Below are 24240 nucleotides of genomic sequence, written 5' to 3'. Positions count from 1 at the left end.
GGAAAGTAGATGTGATTACAGATGAATAAACCGAAAATCGTCATTCTAGGTGCTGGTTACGGTGGATTAAAAACGTTAAAGAAATTGCAAAACTCAAATGCAGATGCTGAACTTGTACTTGTAAACAAGAATGACTATCACCACGAAACGACTTGGTTGCATGAGGCAGCGGCAGGGACACTTGAACCTGAAAAACTCGTGTATCCCTTAGACAAAGTCATTGATCCAAGCAAAACCACTTTTATTCAAGATACGGTTGTAAAAATCAATAAAGAAGAGAAAACGGTGTCTTTAACGAATAATGGTGAGGTTTCCTATGATTATCTGTTAATTGGTTTAGGTTCGGAAGCTGAAACTTTCGGTATTGCTGGATTGAAAGAATATGCGTTAACGATTACGAGTGTGGAATCTGTTAAGAAAATTCGCGCCCACATTGAATCACAATTTGCGAAGTGGAAAACGGAGCAAAAAGACGAACTGCTAACGATTATCGTTGGTGGTGCAGGATTTACGGGCATTGAGTTCTTAGGGGAACTAACTAATCGTATTCCTGAACTTGTGAAAATGTATGACGTACCGCGCGAAAAAGTACGCATTTTCTGCTTGGAAGCATCGCCTAAAGTATTGCCACAATTTGATGCGAAATTAGTAGATTATGGCGTGGGCGTTTTGGAAGACCGCGGCGTAGAATTCTTAGTTGGGAAACCAGTAAAAGAAGCGACCGCAGAAGGCGTGAAATATGCTGCAAGTGAAAATGAAGTGAAAGAAATTAAAGCGGGCACAATTATTTGGGCAGCCGGCGTTCGTGGCAACAGTGTAATTGAAGCTTCTGGATTTGAACAAGGCCGCGGCCGTGTGAAAGTGAATAACAACTTAACTGTGCCAGGCAATGAAGAAATTCTTATCGTAGGCGATTGCTCACTAATCATTAACCCAGCCAATGATCGTCCGTACCCACCAACTGCACAAATCGCGATGCAACAAGCCGATATCGCGGCTATAAATTTAGCGAAACTTGCAACTGGCGACACGGATCTTGTTGATTTCGAGTATCACGAAAAAGGAACAGTTTGTTCTATCGGCGATAACGACGCCATCGGAATTGTGTTCGGCAAAAACTTAAAAGGCTACCCCGCATCTGTGATGAAAAAGGTTATCGATGACCGGGCACTGCTCCAAATCGGCGGACCTAGCGTGATGGTGAATAAAGGTAAGTTTAAGTTTTATAAATAGCAGCTATTACATTATCTAAATGAGTGAAACACTCCCTTTAAAGTAGATACTAGAAATCAAAAAATTCTAGTATCTACTTTAAAGGGAGTGTTTTTTAATGGGAGGTTAATATATATTGAAATTGTAGATGTGTTATTTTTGAAAATTAAAACTAGGAGGTATATACTTGAACAAATTTAGCATGAACTTTCTTTTGGTAATTACTGAGTTATTAGTTTACGGATATCTTGCTGTGCTTTTTATTTTTACAATTGCTGCTGGTTACTCGGGAAGGGTGTCTGGAGTTCTTGAAAATCATTATTCGACTTTGTTTACCGGGAATTTCTTGCTTCTTGCTACAAGTATTTTTATGGGTAGTATTGTCATTATTATTTTGAATGAGCTCTGGAAGCGAGCGGATAAAAAATCTGAAACAAGAAGTTAAAAAAATCACGAATTCAATACAGACAAGCCAATTAATTTATGGTATCGTATACATATGAGTAAATAAACCGAAATGAAAGAAAAAATTGTATTTAGGAATGAAGTAATTTTGTTATTCGTCGGATATTCAGGAGGTATTGTGAATTGTGTAACTGATTATGGGGTATTCCAAACGCAAAGACAATCATGTAGTACAAGTATTCTAAAGTACAAATGTGATATAAGTTTAGTAGGAGTGAGTTATGATGCCAGAAATTAAATCGAATCAAAGAGATGCTCAACAATTTGCTGATGATTTGAAAAGGAAGTGTGAAAAGCTACAAGAAACAAAAAAAATCACACCAAATGGATCATTTTCAACTGTTACACCAAGTGAAAAAATGAAAGAAGCTTTCAGTAATAGTTTGCTTTATACTGATCAATATGCCAGTTCCTTACAAGAAAGCATTGAAAGGATAATTCAGACAGCTACAACTTTTTCCGAGATGGATCACGAAATTGCTTCCGGGATGCGCTGGATTAAATAGAGGTGATTAAGTTGAATGATTTATTTGAGAAGCTAAAAATAATTCGCTATCAATTGCTAGTAGCAGAGGAAGAATATGAAAAACATGATGCAAGAATAGCAAAGTTGAAAGAAGCGCAGCAAGACTATCAGTTAGCTTTACGTAAAGGAAAGCAACTGTTTGACGAACTAGAATATTATTGGCAGGGTGAAGAAGCAAAGCATTTTATTTTTCAGGCAAAGGATGAACTATTTCAAGAAGAAAAAATGACAAATGAGCAGTTTTATGATTGTTATGATGAGATGAAAAGGGACAAGATACAATTACAAGAAAGTATAAGAGAGCTAGAAAAAAACTATAGAACTGAGGCGAGGGAGGATTAGTAATAAATGGGATTAAGAATTGATATGTCTGAGATTAATGAACAAATTAAAAGTATTGATGCCATTCTAAAACAAAAAAATGAAGCTAACAAACAGTTGAAAGCTACTTTCTCTAAGCTACATCAAATAGATTCTTTAAAGGGAAAAACTTATGAGAATATGAGAAATCACTTCATTAACATACATATACCTATCATAGACGGACTAATTGCAGCTAATGATGCCATTATAGATGCCAATCAAGTTTTTAAAGAACAATTTGCGGTACAAGTAGATAGTTCTCCATCAGCAAAAATTGATGCTGATAATATACAAAGCTTAGTTACTCAAATGAATTCATTATCTAATTATTTAAATGAAGCACAGTCAACTAATCAAAACTACATTGCAGTTTCACAAAATCGATTAATGAGAACGCAAGAAGTAATTGAACAAATTCAAAAGCTACATGATTTTGATTCGAGCTGTGCTCAACTATATGACTTATCTAATCAATTACTGGAGCATGTTTCAACAGGGATTTCTTATTTGAATAGTGGAAGCTATGATAATTCAACTCATTCATTTGTACCAGCTGTTGATGCGTCAATAAATTGGCTTAATAAGTTAAATAAGCTGAATGTCGTATCGAAAGCAGAAATCGATGCTATTGCGAAGAAAGTGCCTCATCTAAGTGAACGGGATATTAGTCGTCTTGATGCTTATATAGGCCAAAATCCAGGTAACCAGATTCCGGAGCCTATTATGAAATATTTGAAGGATAATAAAGACAGTATCTTGGCTGACACAGGTAATGAATTATTGCTATTTACAATTGAACAATCTGGAAAACTTGCTGGAGCAAAAACATTAGATCCAGGAGCTATTAGTTTTGGGAAAAGCTTAGGAAAAGTAGCGAAGTATGGAGGATATGCCTCGACAGCTGTTGGAATTGGGATCGGTACCTGGCAAGATGTGAATGATGGGAAAACAATTGGTCAAGGTATTGCCCATGGAACTTTTACTGCTGGAGCAGGATTAGGGGGGGCTGGATTGACACTTGTGGCATTTTCTAATCCAGGTGGCTGGGTAGCTAGCCTTGCTGTTGGTGTAGGGGTAGCGGTATCATATGGAGCAGATTGGGTATATCAAAATAACTTTTTGAAAATTCAAGACGGTGTTGACTATGTAGGTAATAAATTAGATGATTTTGGACAAGCTGTTGTAGAATCTGCTGATAAATTAGTAATAACCGGACCGATGTGGAAAGGGCGGTAATATGAATCAAGAAATAAAGGGAACTAAAAATACTCAATTTAAGATTATACAATATAATAATAAGCAATATATTATCGATATGGCTTCCAAAAAAGGCTGGTTAGCTTCGGTGTTTACTTGGTCTAGGAAAAAAAATGCATACTTACTAATAGCAGAAGATAAAAGCAAGGCTATTCTCGAAAAGCGACCTGTAGATTCAAGCTTAGTTACAGGAATAGTTCTGAGTGTGGTTGCTATAGGCGGTTTTTCTTCTCGGAAATACGTGAATGCTTTGGATACCAACTTATCTAGTTTGTTTTCAATCATTCTTCTGACAGTGAGTGCTTTGTTGATTTTTTTGAGTTATTTTTTTGTAATTAAGAGAAATCAACAGATTCTCAAACAGCTAGTTGGAAGTGAAACGATAAATATTCAGATTAAATCATCCTCTTTTGATGCATTTCTATTCTATATGAAAAATATTTTAATCTTTTTGATTCTTACGTTCTTTGTTGTTTTTGGATGCATCATGTTTATTTTATATCATTCTCTAATATTTTATTTTATTTTTATTTTTTTCTTATTGGTTTGTTTATATACTGGAATTGGTACTATGAGATTGCCTAAAGTATATAGTATTGTAGTTACTGAGAGTAAATGAGAAACAGCAGTAAAAAGGCTTAATTTACGTTTAAATCAGATATAAAGGCAACTAAAAAATGCTATGCTAAGTGATATATCCTTCGCTAGCATTAAATATATCTGTAATTTCTAAGCTGATAAGATAGTATTGCTCGTTAAAAGAATACATGTGCAATCATAGAGAGGAAGGAGGAAAATATGCTAGAACTTGGGACAATTATTTATTTAAAACAAGGTAATAAAAAGTTAATGGTCATTGGTCGTAATCAAGCAATTAAAAAAGACAAGGAAGAGATCTTTTTTGATTATGTGGCATGTGCTTATCCAGAAGGGATTCATCCAGAAGAAACTTTCTTTTTTAATGAAGAAAATATAGACCGAGTTGTATTTAAGGGATACGTTGATGAAGATGAGCATAGATATCAAGAACTTGTTACTAATTGGAAGAAAGAACACGGGGTTCATTACTATCATATAGTAAATGAAGGTGAAGAAAGAGTTTAATGCCTGTGGAAAGTAAATAAGCATAAGTCCAGTAAAATCCATTTAAAAATGTGATTATTACTAGATTTATGCTTTTTCCTTAAAAATTAGTCTTATTGAAGGACGATTCTTCATATCTTTTCGATGCCTCACACTGAATGATACCCATTCACCAATGTCAAGCAAGCTGACGCTTCTATTCTACGGATTTCTAAAATCACCTCGAAAAGCGCTTCTTGTGAGCACATTAATGTTTTCTTTTCGTAATGAATCATTAAGAACTCGGTCATTGCTGTAAAAAAAGTTTCTAAATTTATATAAGCGTCATGAAATGGTGTTTGCATATCACGGCGGTCTTCAACAATTTCATTAAGGTAAGGAATACTCTCGTTTTTTCCAAAACAGTGCAGTGTTTCTTTAAAAAGAAGGATAGCTTCGCGGCGCTCGGCATCTAAAAAACCTATCGCGTGTCTGCGAATCGCATATTCTTCTGAGCGAACATAATAGGTGCTCAACCAGTAATTAACGAGTTCTTCGGTTCGGGTGTCTAAGAATTTTACCACGGTAATCAAAAATATCACTTCCTCTGTTCCAGCATTATCTTCATTTTAGCATGATGAAAATAGAAATGCTGTGACAGATTGGTGAATCTTTACAAACTTCCCATCAAAAAGGCGATTAAAAAGCCAATTATTATACCGGTGATGGCGCCGAAGAAAACTTCCATCGGTTTATGCCCCAAAAGTTCCTTTAAATGTTTTTGTTTTTCAGCTTGTTCAGAAGCCGTTAAACCTTTCGCATGTTCCACAAATTCTTGGAAATCACTCACAAGTTTATTTAAAACCGCAGCTTGTTCCCCTGCTTGGCGTCTAACGCCGGTCGCGTCAAACATGACGATGATGCCAAATACTACAGCAATCGCGAAAAATGGCGAACCTAAGCCATGTTCAATCGCAAGCGTGGTCATGAGAGCAGTCACAGCAGCAGAGTGGGAGCTAGGCATGCCACCAGTTGAAAACATTAGTCCCCATTCAAACCTTCCTGAAATCATCAAACGAATCGGAACTTTAACAAATTGAGCAAACAAAATGGCAACAATCGAGGCTACCAAAGGTACATTTTCAAAAATGGTCATAGCAATCTCCCCAGTCTTTCTTCTTTGTTCTTATTTTACCACAATCAAAATAATGAAAACCCAATTTTTGCCAAATTCCCGAAAAGCTTTATAATAAAAGAAAAAGGACGGTGAAAATATGGATTTTGGAGAAAATATCGGAATTGAAGTTGTGTCCGCTGAAAAAGGTTACGTTAAACTAAAATTGCCAGTTACGGATAAAGTGAAACAACCCTTTGGCTTTCTGCACGGTGGCGTTTCGGTGGCGCTCGCAGAACACGCAGCAAGCATTGGCGCCTCGCTATCAGTCGCAGAAGACGAAATCGCCTTCGGGCTAGACATCAACGCCAGTCATCTGAGGAGCGTTCAGAGTGGCGACATCTACGCTATAGCAGAACCTATACATATCGGTCGCACCACCCAAGTTTGGCAAGTTCAAATTGAAAGCGAAGACCAAATCATTTGCGTGAGCCGCGTAACAATTGCCGTCAAGAAAAAACGCATTGAGTAAACAAAAACCCGAAATCCTCACGTGGAATCGGGTTTTTTAATTTAATCGTCTTGTTTCTTTTCAGTATGGCTATCTTCTTGTTCGATGATTTGATTTTCCGAATCATCCGCCTCTTCCTCGATGGTCTGCTCGTCATGCTCGCGCTCTAAGTCCTCATTGCGTTCGCGGGCATCAATTTGTTCCTCGCGAAGCTCGTAGTCTAGGCGGTCCTCGAGTTCCTCTTTCTCCTGACGTGCTTTTTCAATTTGCTCCTGACGAATAATTAAATTTTTCCTTGCTTTAATTTCATCTTTCTTGACCGAACGCAATTGGTCGCGAATCCGAATTGCAAGCGGCACGCCTGTGTCATAGGCAGCACGGTTGATAAGATGGGAAGCGACAGGCGTCGTTAAATAAATAAAGAAAACGGCGAGCAAAACGCGGGCATTGAAACCTTCGCCGGAATGGAAAAAGAACCCAACAGTTGCGAATAAGAGAATGCTAACACCGAATGTATTACTAATACCAGCCGCATGTGTGCGCGTATAGACGTCTGGCAGGCGAATGACACCAATAGCGGCTAAAATACTTAATAAACCGCCGAGGAGAACCATAATAGAAATAATGATTTCAATTATCACGTTCACGATCAATCACCTTGCCTTTCTCAATAAATTTGGAGAAGGAAACCGTTCCGATAAACGCAAGAAGCGCAATTAAAAGAATGACGTCTAAATAGGCATTTGTGTCATAAAACATTGATAGAAGTGCGACAGTGGCGACTAAATTCATGCCGATAGAATCGAGTGCCACGACTTTATCTGACGTAGTAGGACCTTTTAAAATACGGTACAAGTACAGGAAAGTGGAAATGGAATAAAGTAAAAGTGCGATGGATAGGGCAATCTTTAAAATCATCCGTGAAACACCTCCATAATGGCACCCTCATATGATTTTCGAATGGTGGCAATTTCTTCTTCGATATTTGGAACATGTAACGAATGAACATAAATCGATTTATAATCGTCAGAAATATCAATGGAGAGCGTTCCAGGCGTGAGCGTAATCATAAGCGCAAGCATGGTTACTTCCCAGTCAGTTTCTAACAAAGTATCATATCTAAAAATCCCTGGACGGATGTTCATATCCTTTTTTAAAATAATGCGGCTCACATGAATGGTCGATGCAATTAAATCGCGCAAAAAATTGTATAGCAACTTAATGAGCGCAAAAAGACGGAACAAGTAAAACGTTGAGCCAAGAAAGCGCCGCATGAAGAACAGTAGCACAATCCCTATCACAAAGCCGATAATAAATGTACCGAACGTGAAGGATGACTCAAGGAACATCCAAAAGCAAGCTAAAATAACGTTAATAATCAATTGAAACGCCATGTGTCATCACTCCTTTATCACAGCATTAATATAAATATTCGGATCGATAATTGGATCAACAGCATCGCTTATAAACGGATAAAGCGCGTTTGAAAAGACGCCGTATAAAACGGAACAAGCGAGTAAAATAACGACCGGAAACATCATTTTCTTATAGGGAATAGCGAGATTGAATTTGCCGCTTTTCTCACCCCAAAATCCGCGAGTGAACACTTTGATGAGTGACATTAAAACGAATAAGCTTGATAGCAGGATGACGATACCCCCGAAAATTTCGCCAGTACTAAAGGCGCCTTCTACCATCAATAGTTTTCCAAAAAATCCGCTCAGTGGTGGAATCCCGGCAATCGCTAAAATCGCGATGAAAAACGACCAGCCAAGTGTCGGCTTTACGGTCATTAAACCGCTGAATTTTTTCACCGTAGACGTGCCAGTAATCGCCATAATAACCCCGATTATGAGGAAAAGCGCCGATTTAATGATCATATCGTGAATCAGGTAGTAAACGGCACCGGTCATGGATTCGCGAGTCATGATGGAAACACTGAACAAAATCGCGCCAATCGCAATTAAAATGTTATAGATAACGATAGTTTTCATATCGTAATAACTAATAACCCCAATTACGCCTAGAATAATAGTTAAGAGCGCCAAAACCCCGAGGAGTGGCATCGCGAATGTGGTTTCTTTTGCGAAAAATAAGCTATACGTCCGAATAATTGCATAAACGCCAACTTTTGTTAAAAGTGCGCCAAAGAGGGCGAGGACTGGCATTGGTGGCGCGAAATAGGAGCCCGGTAGCCAGAAGTAAAGCGGAAAGAGTCCAGCTTTCAACCCAAAAACGAACAGAAACATAACGGCGGAAACGCTTATCATGCCTGTATTTGCACCGTTAAGGGCATTGATTTTTTGAGAAATATCCGCCATGTTTAGCGTACCAATCATTGAATATAAAATACCGATTGAAACGACGAAAAAAGCAGAGCCGACCACATTGATGAGCAAGTATTTAATGGTCGCTTTCAGTTGGATTTGTGTGCCCCCAATGACGAGCAGGACGTAAGACGCCATGAGCATCACTTCAAAAAACACGAATAAGTTGAAAATATCACCTGTTAAAAAGGAGCCATTTACACCGACGATGAGAAACAGAACTGACGGGTAGTAAAGGAACTTTTCGCGGGCTTTGCCAATAGTGTAAAACGAATAAATGATAACGCAAGTTAACACTAAACTTGTTGTTACGACTAGAAGAGCGGCCAACATATCGGCTACGATTGTAATCCCAAAGGGCGCACGCCAATTGCCAATATTGAGCGTTGTGATACCGTTATTTTTTACATAAAAGAGTAAGAAAAGGTCTGAAGCAACAAGTAGTAAACTCATAATCAGAGCAATCGTGCGCTGAACGATGACTTTTTTTGGCACTAACATTAAAATAATAGCGCCGACTAGCGGGATAAAGATGGGCAGTAAAATAATATTATTCATCATCGGCTTCATGTCCTCTCGTTTTGGATACGCTCTCGCTGTCTAATTCTTGATAAGCTCGGTAAGCTAAAACTAGGAAAAAAGCGGTGACACCAAAGCTAATAACAATGGCGGTTAAAATGAGCGCTTGTGGCAGTGGATCATTATAAGAGGCGGTGACTTTCAAGCCTAAAATGGGCACATCACCACGTTTAATTCCGCCCATCGTTAAAACGAGCAAATTGACGCCGTGACTTAAAATCGCCGTTCCAATAATAATCCGCAATAAACTTTTTGATAAAATTAAATAGACAGCAGCGGCAAACATTAAGCCGATGAGGATAGACATTAATAATTCCATTTAGTCACTCTCCCCAATCGTTTGAATAATCGTCAGCGTTACGCCGACAACGACAAGATAGACGCCTAAGTCAAATAATGTCGCAGTATGAAGGGACGTATCGCCTAGAACGGGCAAGTCGACATGTCCATATAAATGCGTCAAAAACGGCTTTCCGCTGAAAACACCCAGCAGCCCAGTACCTACGACGAAAATAAGACCAATAGCTGTAATGATTATCGTATTCATATTGAGCATGCTTTTCACCGTTTTAATATCGTAAGCAAGGAGGGTAAGCGTGATGGCGCCAGCGCTCGTAAGTCCAGCAACAAAGCCGCCGCCGGGATTATAGTGCCCCGCGAAAAAGAGGTGCAGTGAAAATAAAAAGATGATGAATGCCACCACTTTTGTAACATTGCGGAGCAGTACGTCATTGGTTTTCATTTTTATCCCTCCGTTTCGTAAGTCGTAGTTTAATCATTTGGAAAATCCCAATAGATGCAATAGCAAGAACAGTCGTTTCGAACAATGTATCAAAACCACGGAAGTCAACAAGAATCACGTTTACAATGTTCTTTCCGGCAGCTTCTTTATATGTGTTATCGATATAGTACTGCGAAATAGAATCATAAAACGTTGTATCGTAGGCAGATAATGCGACGAGTGTAATCGTGATGCCGACCCCAATACTTAAAAACGTTTTAACCGAAAAGAATCGCGGCTTTTCTTCAATATTACTAAACTGTGGCAAATGATAGAAGACGAGTAAATAGAGTACAACAGAAATCGTTTCAATCACGAGCTGCGTTAGCGCAAGGTCTGGAGCACGAGCGATTACAAAGAAAATACTAATCGTGTAGCCCATCGCACCAAGCAAGATGATGGACGTAATGCGCGATTTCGAGAAGACCGTACCTACTAAGGTCACAAGAATTACCGCGGCTAAAACATAGTCCACAAGTGTGATAGCCGTTAAGTTATCAAAGTTAAAATTTAGTGAGCCTGTCAGAATGAGTGACCCAAGGACAAGAACAATAAAAGCAAATAACATGTAGTTCAAATAGGTGCGTAGCCACCCTGTCATGATGGTCATCGTCATGCGGTAGGAACCTTGTTCAAGGTAAGACATGCCTCTATCATAGCTTTTGCCAATTCGGAGCATTTTAGGTACTCGTGTTGTAATAAATGGCTTCCAGTAACGATGCGTCTTATAAACTAGTGTTCCAACAATGATGATGCCTATAGTCATAAGTAAGGCCGGTGTAATGCCGTGCCAAAGGCCGATGTGAATGTGGAAATCATCATTTGTCGCAAGCGATGGCACAATGGATTTCACAGCTGGTTCTAAAATTGGTGCGGCAATCAAATTGGGAAATAGCCCAATCAAAAGTACAAGTGATGCTAAAATCGATGGAGGTAGCAATAAGCCAAAAGGTGCCTCATGTGGTTTCTTTGGCAATAAGTACGGCTTTTGTTTGCCAGTGAAAGTCTTAAAGAAAATAATCATGCTATACGTAAACGTAAACACGCTAGCGATCCACGCGCTAATTAGAATAAATATTCCCCAAGTATCCGCATTCCAAAGATTAAGGTGCGTGAGGTTAACAAGGCTCTCTAAAAACATTTCTTTACTCAAAAAGCCGTTAAAAGGTGGTAATCCGGCCATCGCGAATGTTCCGATGAACGCGATTGTTGCGGTGATAGGCATGATGCGCATAAGTCCGCCGAGGCGTCTGATGTCACGTGTGCCGGTTTCGTGGTCGATAATCCCCGTCATCATAAACAGGCTTCCTTTGAATGTTGCATGGTTGAAAAGGTGGAAGACGGCAGCGACAACGGCAAGAACGTAAATATCATCGCTTAAATTATCAAAATGTAAGCTGGCGGCCCCGACTCCGAGCAGTGTCATGATTAAACCAAGTTGACTGATGGTGGAGTAAGCTAAAATGGCTTTCAAGTCATTTTTCTTCGTCGCATTAATCGAGCCCCAAAGGAGTGTAATGCTGCCGACAATGGTGACCGTCCAAAACCAAACTGATGAAACGGCAAAAAGCGGTGTAAAGCGTGCTACGATGTAAATACCTGCTTTAACCATTGTAGCGGAGTGAAGATAAGCGCTGACAGGTGTGGGAGCTTCCATCGCGTCAGGAAGCCAAATATGAAAAGGTACTTGAGCGGATTTTGTGAACGCGCCAAGTAAAATTAAAATCATTGCGGGAATGAAAAGGGCGTTTTGTGAGATAGCTTCACTAGCTGCGAGGATTTCCCGAATGGAAAAGCTATCCGTCATGATGTGCAGCATTAGGAATCCGCCGAGCATCATTAAACCGCCAAAAACAGTAATCATCATTGATTTTCTAGCGCCATAACGAGAACGCTCGCGGTGATACCAGTAGCCGATGAGAAGGAAAGAACTAATGGACGTCAATTCCCAAAATAGATAAAGAACGATGAGGTTATCACTAAGTACAACGCCAAGCATCGCTGTCATAAAAATCATCAGAAAGGCGTAAAAATTGTTTAAGCGTTCCTTGTTTTTTCCTAAATAATAAATAGAGTAGAACACAACAAGCGAACCGATTCCCGTAATTAAAAGGGCGAACAATAAGCTAAGACCGTCTACAACGACAGTGAAGTTAATTCCGTATTCAGGAATCCAAGCAAAGGTTTCTGTTGTAGCTCCCTGCATTGTTTCCGGAATAAAAGTTAAAAAGTAAATGAAGAGCACGATTGGAACCGGTAGAACAAGCCAACCAGTATGAATTTTTTTCGTCCACTTATAAATAAGCGGGATAATAAGTGCCACGATAAATGGCAGAATGATTGCAAGATGCAACAATGACAAAGTCGGTTCCTCCTTTTTGATAATCTATTTCAAACGTAACGTTTTTATTTTTTAAGCAAGTACTTACATTTTTTGAAAAAAAGCAAATACAATTTATTATAGCATACTTTTTTGGTGGAAAAAAAGGTGGAAAACTTGTTCTCTTAACAAGTTTTCCACCTTTCAGACTGATGACAAACGGCAATCTTCGGAGTTTTTGCCTGCGTTCCGCTCCGCTTCGCCTAACTTCTCACATGGTCGGGCAAACTACGCCCTTCCTGTTTTCAGTCATCACATACTCGAGTACGCTCCGGTGCAGTACTCGGCAATGCGTGAGAATCTCACTATTTGTCATCAGTCTGATTGCGCGTAGTCCGTTTTGTTTGGCTTAAGTTTAGAGTTTTTTTACCTTTCATACAGATGACAAACGGCAATCTTCGGAGTTTTTGCCTGCGTTCCGCTCCGCTTCGCCTAACGTCTCACATGGTCGGGCAAACTACGCCCTTCCTGTTTTCAGTCATCACGTACTCGAGTACGCTCCGGTGCAGTACTCGGCAATGCGTGAGAATCTCACTATTTGTCATCAGTCTGATTGTGTGTAGTCCGTTTTGTTTGGTTTAAGTTTAGAGTTTTTTCACTTTTTATACTGATGACAAACGGCAATCTTCGGAGTTTTTGTCTCCGTTTTGAATGGCGCAAATTCATTTTTCTAATCAATCCACGTTCAGATGGCGTTTTCTATCCGCGTGAAGGGCGTAGAGTAAAATGAAGAAGGCGACGAAAAACATGCCGCTCATGAATAAAAAGACGTTGTTGATGCCAACGAAGCCCGCGAGCGTTCCACCAAGAATTGGCCCAATGACATTTCCTAAAAAACGCGCGCTTTGGTTATAACCAAGCATTTCGCCTTGCATCGCACCAGGAGCAGCGAGTCGAATATACGCCGTGATACAAGGAACCATACCACCAATCGCAATGCCGAATAAAAAGCGAAAAATAATGAACGTCCATAAATGCGAGACGAACGCCTGCGGAATCACTGTGAGCGCCGCAAGTATTAGTAAAATATTTAAGATTTTCTCATAGCCATACTTATCGCCAAGACGCCCCCAACTACGCGTCATAACAAGATTACCAAACCCAGTAGCCGAGAAGGCAAGCCCAGACATGAAAGCGACGTTAGACGAATGCGTCATCTCCCCCACATAAAGCGCAAGGAGCGGTTGAACACTGAAGTTCGCAATTTGGATAAGCGCTGTAATGACCATCACTGTAAAGAGCACTCTTAGGGTGAAAATTTTCTTCAAGACGGCTCTCCGCGAATAAATTGGCCGACCTGTTTTTTGTGTTTCGCTTCGCACTTCCTTTAAACCAAAGGCAACGAGAAATGAAGCAATTAAAATCGCGATTCCCGTTACAGTAAAGGTGTTTTTAAAACCAAATAAATCCGCCATAGCACCACCAATTAGCGGACCGAATAGCATTCCTGTAACCCCGCCGAGTTGGAGCGTACCAAGGATTTTGCCGGCCTCATGCTTATCCGTTTGGCGCGCGATAAACGCGTTTGAAATCCCGATAAACCCAGTGACTATCCCCATGAAGATTCGCAAAATAAATAAGTATGTCACGGAATGAGCAAAGCCCATTAGAAAAATACTAATCGCCATACCAAATGAAGTAAAGATGAGAATTTTTTTATAGCCAAATCGGTCGCCAATCCGTCCCCAAATCGGTGAAAATATAAAGGCGACTAGAAAGGTGACGCCGAATATGTAGCCAGCCCATTTTTGTACGTAAGCCGGATCATGGTCACCGAAAGTTTCAATATAAAGAGATAAGAAGGGCATAATCATCGTTGTGCTAGCAGACATAAGTAAATTCGCCAGCATGCAAATGTATAAATTGCGTTTTTTTACTGACATATTTTGACATCTCCGTTCGTTTTAGTTTCAAAACGCGCAGTTTTTTATTAGAATAAAGAAGTACTGAATAAATCAGAGCGGCAAGAGTCGCTCTTCTAACAAAAGGAGCGCCTCATGGTTAAAAAAATTATCATATGGACACTCGCAACAATTTTAGTGCTTTATATGGTTGCGGTTTTCGTAAATCTTTTAATAATCTGGTTTGGAAGGTAAATTATGACAAAGGAGCTAATCATATATGACATACCCACAATTATCAAAAGAAATCGCTGAGAACGAAATCTTAGCTGAAATGGTTACAAATCGCGGCACAATTAAGCTGAAGCTTTTCAAAGAGGTGGCACCAAAAACCGTTGAGAACTTTGTGACACACGCAAAAAATGGCTACTACGATGGCTTGATTTTCCACCGTGTTATCCCTGAATTTATGATTCAAGGCGGCGACCCTGACGGAATCGGAACAGGCGGTGAAAGCATCTGGGGTGAGGCATTCGAAGATGAGTTTTCAAAAAACGCATTTAACTTGCGTGGTGCTTTATCAATGGCCAATGCAGGTCCGAACACAAACGGAAGCCAATTCTTCATTGTACAAAAACCGGATATGCCAGTAGAAATGATTGGACAAATGGAAGAAGCTGGTTTCCCTACAGAAATTATTGAAGCTTACAAAGAAGGCGGGACACCATGGTTAGATGGACGCCACACTGTTTTCGGTCATGTCATCGAAGGAATGGACGTTGTAGATAATATCGCAAGCGTTCAAACAGGCGCACAAGATAAACCAGTCCATGATGTTGTCATCGAAAAAATTAATATTGTTGAATAACAGAAAAAGCGAGGGACAAATTGTCCTCGCTTTTTATTATACCTCTACTTCTTGAAAAAATTCATTATAAAGGGCTTGAACGGCTGTACGTTCATCTTCTTTTTTGACGCCGAACATGATGCTAACCTCGGAAGAGCCTTGGTTAATCATTTCAATATTGACGTTTGCATGAGAGAGGGCGCGGCTAGCTCGGAATGTTGTCCCAATGTTTTGACGCATTGCTTCGCCTACAATCATGATGAGGGAGAGGTTGTGCTGGATGGAAACTAGGTCGGCATTTAGTTTGTGCGTGAGTTCGTGGATTAGTTTTTTTTCTAACGCCGCATCGAGTTGATTTTCCCGCAAGATAATCGTTAAATCATCGATTCCAGACGGCATATGTTCGTAGTTTAGTCCCGCTTGTTCTAAAATCTCGAGGACTTGTCTACCGAAACCGATTTCGCGGTTCATCAAATATTTGCTAATGTAAATGCTGCAAAATCCGTCATCGCTGGCAATCCCTACAACAGGACCATTCGAAGTATCTCTTTCATGAATCACACGCGTCCCAGTGCTTTCGGGGTTGTTCGTGTTTTTTATGTGGACTGGAATACCCGCCCGAAACGCTGGAATGAGCGCTTCGTCATGGAACACAGAAAAGCCGGCATAAGAAAGTTCACGCATCTCGCGGTACGTAAGTTCAGCCACTTGCTGGGGTTTTTTAACAATAGCAGGGTTTACAACAAAAACAGCATCAACATCGGTGAAGTTTTCATAAAGTTCCGCTTGAATCCCGTTTGCGACAATCGCGCCCGTAATATCTGAACCGCTACGTGAGAATGTTGTAATCTCACCAGACTTCGTATAGCCAAAGAAACCAGGAAAAACAACAAGTCCCGGGTAATCGCGAAGCGCGAAAAGATTATCATAAGACTCAGGCAAAACACGCGCATGAGCATGGTCTTCGGTCACGAAAAGCCCCGCGTCCTTAGGGTTAACATAAGTTGCAGGAAGACCTTTGTGGTTGAAAAACGCGGCAACTAATTTTGCGTTATTGTCCTCGCCGCTCGCTTTCATTTTATCCATAAATTGGTCGGGATTGGATTTATCAGATTGCAAAATGGTCGTTAAATTGTCGCTGATTTCCGATATGACGGCCTCGCTCATACCAGTGTCCAACACAATATCGTGATAGCGTGCGACGATTTGATTGAAAATATCCGTCGTGTCTTCCGAAAGCAAGGCCTTTGCCGCGCAATCAATGAGAAGGTCAGTTACTTTCGTGTCATCTGAAAAACGCTTTCCAGGCGCAGAAACGACAATGATTTTGCGCATAGCATCACTTTTCACTACATCTAATACTTTATTCAGTTGAAGTCCGGAAGCTAGAGAGCTTCCACCAAATTTAACGACTTTCATGTATACAGCTCCTGTCTAGTTTAATTTAAGCGAAATTTTACGTATTTTCTGTCTATTATCGCTCTTTTGGGGGAAAAGTGCAATCTATTTTTAGTTTATTTTAAAAATGCGTGTGTATTTAGTGAGATAAAGTTGTTGATAACGTTTACTTGTTTAAAATACTACACGTATTGTATAATGAAGGTGTTACAACAATAGCCGTTTAATTGGAAAGGAAGAATAGAAATGAATAATATCGTTTTAATCTGTGCGGCAGGGATGTCCACAAGCTTACTCGTTACAAAAATGGAAAAAGCAGCCGCTGCAAAAGGCGATGAAGCAAAAATTGCTGCTTACTCAATAGCTGAAATTAATGAAGTTATTAAAGATGCTGATGTCGTGTTGCTTGGTCCGCAAGTGCGTTACCAAGAAAAAACAGTTAAAGATGCAGCCGCAGGACGCATTCCAGTTGATGTTATTGATATGATGGCATACGGGAAAATGGACGGCGAAACAGTTTACGCTCAAGCGCTTAAATTGATTGAAGAAAATAAATAAAGAAGCGTAGGAACATCGTTCCTACGCTTCAGAGTGATGACAAACGGCCATCTTCGTCGTTAAAACCTGCGTTCCGCTCCTCACGTACTCAAGTACGCTCCGGTGCGGTACTCGGTTTTGCCTAGAATCTAGCCATTTGTCATCACTCTGATTTTGTGTGGGTTTAGAGTTTTCCCACGCTTTTTTTAATTGTTAACGTTCTTTCGTCAAACGCCCGTCTTCCATGCGGTAAACATGGTCGCATAAGTCAAGCATGCGCTCATCATGCGTCACCATAATCGCCGCGCGCTCCGTGCCCTCTACTTCGCTACGGAGCAACTGTACAACCTCTCGACTCCGCTCAGTATCTAAGCTTGCCGTCGGTTCGTCCGCCAAAATGATGGACGGCGAATTAATTAAGGCCCGCGCAATCGCAACCCGTTGCTTTTCACCACCAGATAAATCTTTTGGATAAAAAGTTGTCCGAGTTTCGAGACCAAGGTGGTTCAAAAGGGAGACACTCTTTTCGGTCACCGCATCTTTATTTTGCTTCGCTTGTTGCCCGATAAAACGGACTTGGTCCACCACGCGAAGGTAAGGGACTAAGTGCGCCGCTTGAAAAATAAAACCAATTTCCGTCAGACGAATTTGCGTCTGTTCTTTTTTCGTTAGCTGACTAATTTCCTGCCCGTTTAAAATGATTTTGCCATCTGTAGGCGTAAGTAGCGCCCCCGCCAGTGACAAGAAAGTACTCTTACCAGATCCACTCGGTCCAACAATCGCAATGAGCTCACCGCTGTTTGCTTCAAAATGGGTCTCACGCAAAGCATGAATCGTAGTGGGACCAGATTTATAGTTTTTCGTTACACCTTCAAATTGTAAAATTGGACGCATCATTCATCACCTCCGCGAATTGCATCAAGCGCATCAACCTTATTAATTTTCCACATCGAAAGCAGTGAACCAATCAGCGCTACAACGAAGAAAATCACGCTATATAAGCTAATTGTGAAGCTCGACAAGCGGAACGGCATCGCCTCAGGCAACACGTTCGGCAACAAGAGCGTAACCCCAACACTGATTAAAATGCTTATGAGGGAAATCACGATAACTTGTGTGATCACGCTCACCGCGATATAGCCGGACTTGGTGCCTAGCGCTTTTAAAATCCCAAATTGTGTCGTCTTTTGAAGCGTCATCACATAGAAGAACGCCGTTAAAATAAAGCCGCCAATCACAATTAAGAAATAAATCATCATATTTAGCGTCATTTGTTCCGCCGAATAGCCCGGAATCTGGTCTAAAAATTCAGCTTGCGTTAAAACAGACAAGTCTTTGTTCGCTAAATTGACAGTATCGCCTTTAGGCTGGATTGCAATCGCGCTAACTTGCGGTGTTTTTTGGTGGTATAAAACCGGATTAATAGATTGCCAAGTCGGCATGTTGATGTAAACAACGGGCGCGTGACTATATTTTTTATTCTCCGTAAAACCAACAACCGTTAGCTCTTTGTTAAGTTGGTCGTCCATCAAAATATCGCCAAGTTTAATCCCATCTTTTTTCAAAGAAGAATCTACTACGATTTCATCGGGTTTCGTCACTTCAAGCCCTTTACCAGATGAAATTTTTGGATCGAGGAAAGTGCCAGGTTGAATGGCGAAAAAAGCGATACTGAACTTCTTATCATCACTTTCGCGTTTCAATGTTTGCATCGATTGCCCAAGCACCGCTGCTTCCTTCACACTTTTATCCTCTTGAACACTTGCCAACTCGCTTTCATCAAAAAGTGAGCGTGACACTTTACCTTGCGCATCTTTCGCAATCGCATAAAACGGAACCCCGTTATCCGCAACTGCAGAAGCGTTATCGTATGCCAGACCATTTGCAAGGCCTGATAAAATCAGTGAGAGCAACATAATCAAAACCATGATGCCTGTCACAAGTATGTATCGCAATTTTGAATAGAGCATTTCACGTAGCCCTAAAAACATAACTTCTCCAACTCCTTTTACAAAAATAAAGAAAAAACGATTTTCCTCGTTCCTCCTAAAAACCATACTACAATTTTAGTATAACAAGGTTCCATGTGGTTTACCAAAAACCTGATTTACAGACGCCGATATTTACCGCTTGTCGTCGTGCTAAACGTGCGAGATGCCTTTTATGTAGCCTTTTCTACAAACTAAAACCAGACCATTTCAGTCTGGTTTTAGTTTACTATTTTTGAATCCCCGCAATTAGTGCAGCCACGCCTTTTTTAAGTGTTTCACGCGGACAAGCAATATTCAGGCGGATAAATTTATCGGCCACCGCGCCAAAACCTGACCCCATTTGAACGCCGCAACCCGCATCGATAATATCTTGATACAGCGTCGCTTCATCTTTTTTGAGCGCCCGTGCATCAAGCCACATCAGATAAGTCGCTTCAAGCTCCGTCACGCCGATTTCAGGACAATGCGTATTCAATTCAGCTTTGACATATTGGAAGTTTTCGTAAATATAATCGCGCAGCTCATCTAGCCATTCCGCACCTTCATTATAAGCCGCTTCAAGCGCGATTTGACCAAATTCATTAATGCCTGGCGCATGCACATATTGCTGTAACTCACGGAATTTCGCCCGGTAATCTGGATTATCAATAATCAAGTAGGACACTTTCAAAGCCGCCAAATTAAACGTTTTCGTTGGTGCCATCAGCGTAATAATTTGCTCCTTGTAATACGGTGCCACCTTAACAAGCGGCGTATGTACATGGTTTTTCATCACTAAATCCGCATGAATCTCGTCCGACACAATCGGCACATTATAACGTGCACAAAGCTCAACCAATTGCGTAAGTTCTTCTTTTTTCCAGGAAATTCCGCCCGGATTTTGCGGATTGCAAAGTAAAAATAGCTGAATATCATTTTGGGCAAGCTTCTGTTCCATATCGGCAAAATCAATTTCAAACCGCGTGCCCGTGTGTTTTAACGGTGAAAGCACGACTTCGCGTTTCGTTTCATCGCCAGTCACCTTAAAAAACGGCGGATAAATTGGCGAATGCATCAAGACTTTCTCTGAAGGTTTCGTTAGCGCCCGAATCGCGAGTGAAATCGAAGGGACAACAGCGGCGTTATATAAAATCGCATCCGAATCCACATCAAATCCGTGCCGCGTTTTATTCCAATTCAAAATGGCTTTCGTCATGCCATCTTCACATTTCGTATAGCCGAAAACACCGTGGTCAACTCGTTTTCGGAAGGCATCTAAAACAGGCTTCGGCGCCCGGAAATCCATATCAGCAACCCACATGGGGATAATATCTTTCCTTCCAAATAAGGCTTCCGCCCCGTCCCATTTTTCAGAATTTGTATTTAGGCGCGGAATTACTTCATCAAATTGACTCATATTTAGTTCCTCCTTCGACAAGCATTTCTTTTTTTATAATGCCATTGTAACACAATTTTAGAAAGCTGCATCAGCTTTAATCAAAGTAATGAATAATTGTGGTAATCCTAAGCAAGTGGTATAATTGTACATTATCGGTATTTTGGAAAGTGGGTGTGTTTGTAGATGAGTACATTTAAAGTAGGCGACGTTGTAACAGGGAAAGTCGCAGGTATTCAAGGATACGGAGCGTTCGTGGCGCTTGATGATAAAACGCAAGGGCTTGTGCATATTTCAGAGGTGACGCACGGTTTTGTTAAAGATATCCATGATTTTTTAGAAATCGGACAAGAAGTGAAAGTTAAAATTCTTGATATGGATGAAGAAAATAATAAAATTAGTCTTTCGATTCGTGCGACCGAGGAAGTAAAACCAGAGAGAAATTCCTCGCCTAAAAAAGAAACAAAAGGTGCAGACGAAGGTTTTAACACACTCCGAGATAAACTGCAAGAATGGGTTGAAAAAGCAGATAAGTAAGCATGTTTGGAAACTTCTTTCGACAAGGAGCTTCCGAAGCTTTATTTCAAAAAGTCAGATAATTCACGTTTTAATCAGTATTTCATCAATTGACAATTAGTCAAACTAAATTTAGGGTAATAGCCATTTCAGTTTTTAATTAGTTCAGGTAGTTTAATCATTTTCAAACGAAAAGGGAGGATACCATGAAAAGAACGATTAACGTTGAAGGATTTATCTACAATGAGAAAAAAGATGAGATTTTAGCAGTGCGTAAACGGGATCTTTCTTGGGGGTTCCCGGGGGGCGTAGTTGAGAAAGACCAGACAATGGAAGAAGCGCTCGTTCTTAAAGTGAAACAACAAACGAATGTGACGATTTCCGTCGACAGTCTCCTTTTTTGTAAAGAGCGCAGGACAGAGTGGGAACACGTTTGCACAATTGTGTTCCGTGCAACTGCAATGGGGGATTTTAATTGGCCAGAAAACGATGAAAGCGTCTTTCGTGTGAAATGGTTGTCGATTCCTACAGCAGACAGCCTTCTCGAGTTAGAAAAGACGCCGCTCAATAAACTGATTTTTGACAAAGGTGTGCTCTATGATCATCATAATGAATTTCCTGTCAGCTAGCGACAATCCTTGCTAAAGTTCGCCTTTTGAGATAAAGTTAAAACAGAAATCTTTATAATTTTTGGAGGGAAAATAATGACACACATTAGTTTTGATTATTCCAAAGCATTGCGTTTTTTTGAAGAACGCGAATTAGCGTACATGGAACCTGCAGTAAAAGCAGCGCATGATATGTTACATAACGGTACTGGTGCGGGAAGTGACTATCTTGGCTGGGTTGATTTGCCAAGTAACTACGATAAAGAAGAATTCGCACGCATTTTAAAATCAGCAGAAAAAATTAAAAATGATTCCGAAGTTTTAATCGTCATCGGTATCGGCGGCTCTTACTTAGGGGCACGCGCCGCGATTGAAACACTAAATCATTCCTTCTATAATGTGCTGGATAAAGCAGAGCGTAAAACGCCACAAGTTTTCTTCGCAGGAAACAGCATTAGCTCCACTTATTTACACGATTTAATCGAAGTTGTTGGCGATCGTGATTTCTCTGTAAACGTGATTTCAAAATCAGGTACAACAACAGAGCCTGCCATCGCATTCCGCGTATTTAAAGAACTCTTAGAGAAAAAATACGGCAAAGAAGAAGCGAAATCACGTATTTATGCCACAACAGATAAAGCAAAAGGCGCGCTTAAAACATTATCTGATAACGAAGGCTATGAAACTTTCGTAGTTCCAGATGATGTTGGCGGTCGTTTCTCTGTACTAACTGCAGTAGGACTTCTACCAATCGCAGTGAGCGGTGTAGACATTAAAAAAATGATGGAAGGCGCAGAAGCTGCATCTAAAGACTTCTCAAAACCTTCTTTAAAAGAAAATATCGCGTATCAATATGCGGCAGCACGTAACGTGCTGTACAGAAAAGGCAAGGTAACAGAGCTTTTAATCAGCTACGAACCAGGTTTGCAGTACTTCAATGAATGGTGGAAACAATTGTTTGGCGAAAGCGAAGGGAAAGACCAAAAAGGTATCTACCCGTCCAGCGCGAGCTTCTCAACTGATTTACATTCACTAGGTCAGTACATTCAAGACGGTCGTCGCAATCTTTTCGAGACGGTAGTCAAAGTGAAAACTCCGCGTCATAATTTAACCATTAATAAAGAAGAAGTTGATCTTGACGGTTTAAACTATTTAGCAGGCGAAACGGTTGATTTCGTGAATACAAAAGCATTTGAAGGAACGCTTCTTGCGCATACTGACGGCGAAGTACCGAATTTTGTAGTCGAAGTGCCAGCGCTTGACCCATACACATTTGGCTACCTTGTTTACTTCTTTGAAAAAGCAGTAGGCATTAGCGGTTACTTAAACGGCGTGAATCCATTTGACCAACCAGGTGTGGAAGCTTACAAAGCAAACATGTTCGCGCTCCTAGGTAAACCAGGTTTTGAAGAGAAAAAAGCGGAACTTGAAAAACGCTTAAACGACTAAAATGTTCGAGGAGTCCTTGCGTTTCGTAAGGGCTCTTTTCTTTTGTAGGAAAGGAGAAAAAATAATGCTCTCTATTGAACGAAAGCGCGCGATTGTCCAATATGTACGCTCAAGAAAGATTGCAACGGTAAGCGAACTTGCGAAACACTTTGAAGTTCACGAAGCCACCATCCGCCGCGATTTAACAGCACTAGAAAAAGACAAAAAACTAAAGCGAACCCACGGTGGCGTTATGATAGAAGAAAAGGTCGTTTCAGAACCCGATTGGAAGAAACGAAGCGAAGTCCGCTATGAAGAAAAAAAGAAAATTGCGACCTATGCTGCGGAAATGGTCGAAGAAGGCGACACGATTCTACTTGATGCTGGTACTACAACGGGTCATATCGCAGAAGCGCTAAAAGAACGTTCAGGCCTAACCGTCATCACAAATGATATCAATGTAGCTTCCATTTTGCGTTTCTCAAAATCAAAAATTATTGTAACAGGTGGAGTCGTCTATCCAGAAACCTACATCTTAAACGGCATGATTACAAGTGGCACCCTGCGCAATTTGCACGTCCACAAAGCATTCGTGACAACTCCGGCTTTAGATAGCGACAAAGGTTTAATGCACTACGACGAATATCTCGTCCCCGCTAAACAAGAAATGATCCACTCCGCCGACGAAGTCATTCTCGTGACCGACCATACAAAATTCGGCCGACTGTCACTATATAAATATGCAGAACTCGATGACCTCTCGTATATTATTACAGGAAGCGAAATTGATCCCGTTCTAAAGCTACAGTTTGAAGAAAAAGGAGTTCAAATATACATTACCTAAACGTGCTAAAATAATCATTTATACAGTTAAAAACAAATTGTTTTTCAGGATATTAAAAAAAAATGAGAAAAACTATTGACGAATGCATAAAAAGTTGGTATATTTATAAACGTTGCTGATGCGTTAAGCGCGCACAGGACAAAAGAAAGAATGACCTTTGAAAACTGAACAAAACGAAGATGAAAAAGCGATGAAACAGATGTTTCACCAATCAATTCATAGGACAGGAAACAAAAAGATGTTTCCAAAAAAAGTAAGAAACAAGCTAGCAAAGTCAA

28 protein-coding genes are annotated in these 24240 nt (G+C 40.4%); 14 read left to right on the top strand and 14 right to left on the bottom strand.

The window, feature by feature from the left end:
• Window positions 1-21: 21 nt before the first annotated feature.
• The 7 genes from BN1609_RS07455 (at window position 22) to BN1609_RS07425 (ending at window position 4927) form a co-directional block, all read left to right on the top strand.
• Window positions 22-1233, top strand: a complete 1212-nt coding sequence (locus BN1609_RS07455) for an NAD(P)/FAD-dependent oxidoreductase (protein ID WP_088809815.1) — start codon at window positions 22-24, stop codon at window positions 1231-1233.
• 166 nt (window positions 1234-1399) lie between these two features.
• Window positions 1400-1657: a hypothetical protein gene (locus tag BN1609_RS07450; RefSeq protein ID WP_088815744.1), complete on the top strand. Its 258-nt coding sequence runs from the start codon at window positions 1400-1402 to the stop codon at window positions 1655-1657.
• A gap of 244 nt (window positions 1658-1901) precedes the next feature.
• Entirely contained in the window at window positions 1902-2183 is a 282-nt protein-coding gene (locus BN1609_RS07445) for a TIGR04197 family type VII secretion effector (protein ID WP_162859621.1), read from the top strand.
• 11 nt (window positions 2184-2194) lie between these two features.
• Complete coding sequence (locus tag BN1609_RS07440) at window positions 2195-2545, top strand: DUF3958 family protein (RefSeq protein WP_088815742.1); 351 nt, start codon at window positions 2195-2197, stop codon at window positions 2543-2545.
• Window positions 2546-2551: 6 nt separating this feature from the next.
• Window positions 2552-3802, top strand: coding sequence for a T7SS effector LXG polymorphic toxin (locus BN1609_RS07435; protein ID WP_088815741.1), 1251 nt, complete (start codon window positions 2552-2554; stop codon window positions 3800-3802).
• Window position 3803: 1 nt separating this feature from the next.
• On the top strand, window positions 3804-4442 hold the full coding sequence (locus tag BN1609_RS07430) for a DUF443 family protein (RefSeq protein WP_088815740.1): 639 nt from the start codon (window positions 3804-3806) through the stop codon (window positions 4440-4442).
• Window positions 4443-4621: 179 nt separating this feature from the next.
• Window positions 4622-4927, top strand: coding sequence for a DUF4176 domain-containing protein (locus BN1609_RS07425; RefSeq protein ID WP_088825708.1), 306 nt, complete (start codon window positions 4622-4624; stop codon window positions 4925-4927).
• Between the two features lie 128 nt (window positions 4928-5055).
• On the opposite strand, the gene BN1609_RS07420 is transcribed toward BN1609_RS07425, so the two are convergent.
• Window positions 5056-5469, bottom strand: a complete 414-nt coding sequence (locus tag BN1609_RS07420; protein WP_240310352.1) for a hypothetical protein — start codon at window positions 5467-5469, stop codon at window positions 5056-5058.
• An 89-nt stretch (window positions 5470-5558) separates the two neighbouring features.
• Window positions 5559-6041, bottom strand: coding sequence for a divergent PAP2 family protein (locus BN1609_RS07415; RefSeq protein WP_088809817.1), 483 nt, complete (start codon window positions 6039-6041; stop codon window positions 5559-5561).
• A 118-nt stretch (window positions 6042-6159) separates the two neighbouring features.
• Between BN1609_RS07415 and menI the strand changes: the two genes are divergently transcribed.
• Entirely contained in the window at window positions 6160-6531 is a 372-nt protein-coding gene (gene menI / locus BN1609_RS07410) for a 1,4-dihydroxy-2-naphthoyl-CoA hydrolase MenI (protein ID WP_088809818.1), read from the top strand.
• Window positions 6532-6572: 41 nt separating this feature from the next.
• Here the strand turns inward: menI and mnhG are convergent, their stop codons facing one another.
• From mnhG to BN1609_RS07370, 8 genes are all read right to left on the bottom strand, one after another.
• Window positions 6573-7157 carry a monovalent cation/H(+) antiporter subunit G gene (gene mnhG / locus BN1609_RS07405; protein ID WP_088809819.1) on the bottom strand — a complete coding sequence of 195 codons (585 nt, stop codon included), beginning with the start codon at window positions 7155-7157 and terminating at the stop codon, window positions 6573-6575.
• A complete protein-coding gene (locus tag BN1609_RS07400; RefSeq protein WP_088815737.1) occupies window positions 7141-7428 on the bottom strand; it encodes a Na(+)/H(+) antiporter subunit F1 in 288 nt (95 codons plus the stop codon). The genes mnhG and BN1609_RS07400 overlap by 17 nt, the downstream gene beginning before the upstream one ends.
• A complete protein-coding gene (locus BN1609_RS07395; RefSeq protein ID WP_088809821.1) occupies window positions 7425-7904 on the bottom strand; it encodes a Na+/H+ antiporter subunit E in 480 nt (159 codons plus the stop codon). Before BN1609_RS07395 ends, BN1609_RS07400 begins: the two co-directional genes overlap by 4 nt.
• 6 nt (window positions 7905-7910) lie before the next feature.
• Window positions 7911-9395 (bottom strand): Na+/H+ antiporter subunit D, encoded by a 1485-nt coding sequence (locus BN1609_RS07390; protein WP_088809847.1) that lies wholly within the window; start codon window positions 9393-9395, stop codon window positions 7911-7913.
• The gene (locus tag BN1609_RS07385) at window positions 9388-9735 is read right to left on the bottom strand and encodes a Na(+)/H(+) antiporter subunit C (protein ID WP_088809822.1); all 348 of its coding nucleotides are present in this window, start codon (window positions 9733-9735) and stop codon (window positions 9388-9390) included. Before BN1609_RS07385 ends, BN1609_RS07390 begins: the two co-directional genes overlap by 8 nt.
• Window positions 9736-10158: a Na(+)/H(+) antiporter subunit B gene (locus BN1609_RS07380; RefSeq protein WP_088809823.1), complete on the bottom strand. Its 423-nt coding sequence runs from the start codon at window positions 10156-10158 to the stop codon at window positions 9736-9738. It lies immediately after the preceding gene.
• Complete coding sequence (locus tag BN1609_RS07375; protein WP_088809824.1) at window positions 10145-12559, bottom strand: Na+/H+ antiporter subunit A; 2415 nt, start codon at window positions 12557-12559, stop codon at window positions 10145-10147. The genes BN1609_RS07380 and BN1609_RS07375 overlap by 14 nt, the downstream gene beginning before the upstream one ends.
• A 692-nt stretch (window positions 12560-13251) precedes the next feature.
• The gene (locus BN1609_RS07370) at window positions 13252-14460 is read right to left on the bottom strand and encodes a lmo2377 family MFS transporter (RefSeq protein WP_088809825.1); all 1209 of its coding nucleotides are present in this window, start codon (window positions 14458-14460) and stop codon (window positions 13252-13254) included.
• Window positions 14461-14698: 238 nt separating this feature from the next.
• On the opposite strand from BN1609_RS07370, the gene BN1609_RS07365 reads away from it, so the two are divergent.
• On the top strand, window positions 14699-15286 hold the full coding sequence (locus tag BN1609_RS07365) for a peptidylprolyl isomerase (RefSeq protein WP_088809826.1): 588 nt from the start codon (window positions 14699-14701) through the stop codon (window positions 15284-15286).
• Window positions 15287-15322: 36 nt separating this feature from the next.
• On the opposite strand, the gene BN1609_RS07360 is transcribed toward BN1609_RS07365, so the two are convergent.
• Window positions 15323-16684 carry an aspartate kinase gene (locus BN1609_RS07360; RefSeq protein WP_088825706.1) on the bottom strand — a complete coding sequence of 454 codons (1362 nt, stop codon included), beginning with the start codon at window positions 16682-16684 and terminating at the stop codon, window positions 15323-15325.
• A 225-nt stretch (window positions 16685-16909) separates the two neighbouring features.
• Here BN1609_RS07360 and BN1609_RS07355 point away from each other — a divergent pair, with 225 nt between their 5' ends.
• Window positions 16910-17221: a PTS sugar transporter subunit IIB gene (locus BN1609_RS07355; RefSeq protein ID WP_088809828.1), complete on the top strand. Its 312-nt coding sequence runs from the start codon at window positions 16910-16912 to the stop codon at window positions 17219-17221.
• A gap of 192 nt (window positions 17222-17413) precedes the next feature.
• Here the strand turns inward: BN1609_RS07355 and BN1609_RS07350 are convergent, their stop codons facing one another.
• The 3 genes from BN1609_RS07350 to BN1609_RS07340 form a co-directional block, all read right to left on the bottom strand.
• Window positions 17414-18094, bottom strand: coding sequence for an ABC transporter ATP-binding protein (locus BN1609_RS07350; RefSeq protein ID WP_088809848.1), 681 nt, complete (start codon window positions 18092-18094; stop codon window positions 17414-17416).
• Window positions 18094-19191, bottom strand: a complete 1098-nt coding sequence (locus tag BN1609_RS07345) for an ABC transporter permease (RefSeq protein ID WP_088809829.1) — start codon at window positions 19189-19191, stop codon at window positions 18094-18096. The genes BN1609_RS07350 and BN1609_RS07345 overlap by 1 nt, the downstream gene beginning before the upstream one ends.
• A gap of 226 nt (window positions 19192-19417) precedes the next feature.
• Window positions 19418-20587: a MalY/PatB family protein gene (locus BN1609_RS07340; protein WP_088840715.1), complete on the bottom strand. Its 1170-nt coding sequence runs from the start codon at window positions 20585-20587 to the stop codon at window positions 19418-19420.
• A gap of 165 nt (window positions 20588-20752) precedes the next feature.
• Here BN1609_RS07340 and yugI point away from each other — a divergent pair, with 165 nt between their 5' ends.
• The 4 genes from yugI to BN1609_RS07320 all read left to right on the top strand — a co-directional run bounded on the left by yugI (window position 20753) and on the right by BN1609_RS07320 (window position 23962).
• Window positions 20753-21103 (top strand): S1 domain-containing post-transcriptional regulator GSP13, encoded by a 351-nt coding sequence (gene yugI / locus BN1609_RS07335; RefSeq protein ID WP_088809831.1) that lies wholly within the window; start codon window positions 20753-20755, stop codon window positions 21101-21103.
• A 185-nt stretch (window positions 21104-21288) separates the two neighbouring features.
• Complete coding sequence (locus tag BN1609_RS07330) at window positions 21289-21711, top strand: NUDIX hydrolase (RefSeq protein WP_088809832.1); 423 nt, start codon at window positions 21289-21291, stop codon at window positions 21709-21711.
• Window positions 21712-21786: 75 nt separating this feature from the next.
• Entirely contained in the window at window positions 21787-23139 is a 1353-nt protein-coding gene (locus BN1609_RS07325; protein ID WP_088809833.1) for a glucose-6-phosphate isomerase, read from the top strand.
• Window positions 23140-23203: 64 nt separating this feature from the next.
• Window positions 23204-23962 (top strand): DeoR/GlpR family DNA-binding transcription regulator, encoded by a 759-nt coding sequence (locus tag BN1609_RS07320; RefSeq protein ID WP_088809834.1) that lies wholly within the window; start codon window positions 23204-23206, stop codon window positions 23960-23962.
• Window positions 23963-24240 lie beyond the last annotated feature (278 nt).

Origin of the sequence: Listeria sp. ILCC797, from assembly GCF_900186185.1 — a bacterium.
Lineage (GTDB): Bacteria > Bacillota > Bacilli > Lactobacillales > Listeriaceae > Listeria > Listeria goaensis.
Note: the sequence above shows the minus strand (reverse complement) of the source record. Positions and strands in the feature narration are given on the sequence as shown.

What these genes read in the sequence shown, in the direction of transcription:
- BN1609_RS07455 (WP_088809815.1), top strand. Translation starts at nt 22, where the DNA reads ATGAATAAACCGAAAATCGTCATTCTAGGTGCTGGTTACGGTGGATTA.
- BN1609_RS07445 (WP_162859621.1), top strand. Translation starts at nt 1,902, where the DNA reads ATGCCAGAAATTAAATCGAATCAAAGAGATGCTCAACAATTTGCTGAT.
- BN1609_RS07435 (WP_088815741.1), top strand. Translation starts at nt 2,552, where the DNA reads ATGGGATTAAGAATTGATATGTCTGAGATTAATGAACAAATTAAAAGT.
- BN1609_RS07430 (WP_088815740.1), top strand. Translation starts at nt 3,804, where the DNA reads ATGAATCAAGAAATAAAGGGAACTAAAAATACTCAATTTAAGATTATA.
- BN1609_RS07425 (WP_088825708.1), top strand. Translation starts at nt 4,622, where the DNA reads ATGCTAGAACTTGGGACAATTATTTATTTAAAACAAGGTAATAAAAAG.
- BN1609_RS07415 (WP_088809817.1), bottom strand. Translation starts at nt 6,041, where the DNA reads ATGACCATTTTTGAAAATGTACCTTTGGTAGCCTCGATTGTTGCCATT.
- menI (WP_088809818.1), top strand. Translation starts at nt 6,160, where the DNA reads ATGGATTTTGGAGAAAATATCGGAATTGAAGTTGTGTCCGCTGAAAAA.
- BN1609_RS07400 (WP_088815737.1), bottom strand. Translation starts at nt 7,428, where the DNA reads ATGATTTTAAAGATTGCCCTATCCATCGCACTTTTACTTTATTCCATT.
- BN1609_RS07395 (WP_088809821.1), bottom strand. Translation starts at nt 7,904, where the DNA reads ATGGCGTTTCAATTGATTATTAACGTTATTTTAGCTTGCTTTTGGATG.
- BN1609_RS07390 (WP_088809847.1), bottom strand. Translation starts at nt 9,395, where the DNA reads ATGAATAATATTATTTTACTGCCCATCTTTATCCCGCTAGTCGGCGCT.
- BN1609_RS07385 (WP_088809822.1), bottom strand. Translation starts at nt 9,735, where the DNA reads ATGGAATTATTAATGTCTATCCTCATCGGCTTAATGTTTGCCGCTGCT.
- BN1609_RS07380 (WP_088809823.1), bottom strand. Translation starts at nt 10,158, where the DNA reads ATGAAAACCAATGACGTACTGCTCCGCAATGTTACAAAAGTGGTGGCA.
- BN1609_RS07370 (WP_088809825.1), bottom strand. Translation starts at nt 14,460, where the DNA reads ATGTCAGTAAAAAAACGCAATTTATACATTTGCATGCTGGCGAATTTA.
- BN1609_RS07365 (WP_088809826.1), top strand. Translation starts at nt 14,699, where the DNA reads ATGACATACCCACAATTATCAAAAGAAATCGCTGAGAACGAAATCTTA.
- BN1609_RS07360 (WP_088825706.1), bottom strand. Translation starts at nt 16,684, where the DNA reads ATGAAAGTCGTTAAATTTGGTGGAAGCTCTCTAGCTTCCGGACTTCAA.
- BN1609_RS07355 (WP_088809828.1), top strand. Translation starts at nt 16,910, where the DNA reads ATGAATAATATCGTTTTAATCTGTGCGGCAGGGATGTCCACAAGCTTA.
- BN1609_RS07350 (WP_088809848.1), bottom strand. Translation starts at nt 18,094, where the DNA reads ATGCGTCCAATTTTACAATTTGAAGGTGTAACGAAAAACTATAAATCT.
- BN1609_RS07345 (WP_088809829.1), bottom strand. Translation starts at nt 19,191, where the DNA reads ATGTTTTTAGGGCTACGTGAAATGCTCTATTCAAAATTGCGATACATA.
- BN1609_RS07340 (WP_088840715.1), bottom strand. Translation starts at nt 20,587, where the DNA reads ATGAGTCAATTTGATGAAGTAATTCCGCGCCTAAATACAAATTCTGAA.
- yugI (WP_088809831.1), top strand. Translation starts at nt 20,753, where the DNA reads ATGAGTACATTTAAAGTAGGCGACGTTGTAACAGGGAAAGTCGCAGGT.
- BN1609_RS07330 (WP_088809832.1), top strand. Translation starts at nt 21,289, where the DNA reads ATGAAAAGAACGATTAACGTTGAAGGATTTATCTACAATGAGAAAAAA.
- BN1609_RS07325 (WP_088809833.1), top strand. Translation starts at nt 21,787, where the DNA reads ATGACACACATTAGTTTTGATTATTCCAAAGCATTGCGTTTTTTTGAA.
- BN1609_RS07320 (WP_088809834.1), top strand. Translation starts at nt 23,204, where the DNA reads ATGCTCTCTATTGAACGAAAGCGCGCGATTGTCCAATATGTACGCTCA.